Below are 486 nucleotides of genomic sequence, written 5' to 3' on the forward strand. Positions count from 1 at the left end.
GTTAATGGTGGTGCAGTGACAGCACCCGCGAACAACGACTCGCGACTCGGCCGCTGTGAGTGGCGAGAAGTATCACTTTGCCTTCATTGGCGAGATCTTGTAAAAGATTTAGGACCAGGTCCTCGTTGTCCCGGTCAAGTGACGCCGTGGGTTCGTCGGCCAGGATGATCCGGCTCGGCTTGAGGAGCAATCGAGCCAAGGCGACACGCTGCTGTTCGCCTCCGCTAAGGGTGTGTACGGGAGTTTGTTCCTGCCCGGGCAGTCCAACGCGTTCCAAGGCGGATGCGAAGGAGGGCTTGGGTAGTAAGGGTCTTGGGCGCGCCGCGATGTCTAGGTTTTCGCGTACCGTAGCGCTCTCGAGCAGAGCCTAATCCTGAAAGAGGTAGCCGATGGTCTCACGGCGGACGCGTTTGTGCCGTCGACGCGGGATGGCAAGGATGTCCGTGCCGTCGATCACGATGTGGCCGCTGTCGGGCCGAATGAGGA

General features: G+C 60.3%; 1 protein-coding gene. It reads right to left on the reverse strand.

Annotated features, from left to right (window positions below; genetic code table 11):
• Position 1: 1 nt before the first annotated feature.
• On the reverse strand, positions 2–364 hold the full coding sequence (locus AADR41_RS43100) for an ATP-binding cassette domain-containing protein (RefSeq protein ID WP_165481501.1): 363 nt from the start codon (positions 362–364) through the stop codon (positions 2–4).
• Positions 365–486 lie beyond the last annotated feature (122 nt).

The sequence above is a fragment of the Streptomyces sp. CLV115 genome, assembly GCF_038448545.1.
GTDB classification, from domain to species: Bacteria; Actinomycetota; Actinomycetes; order Streptomycetales; family Streptomycetaceae; genus Streptomyces; species Streptomyces sanglieri.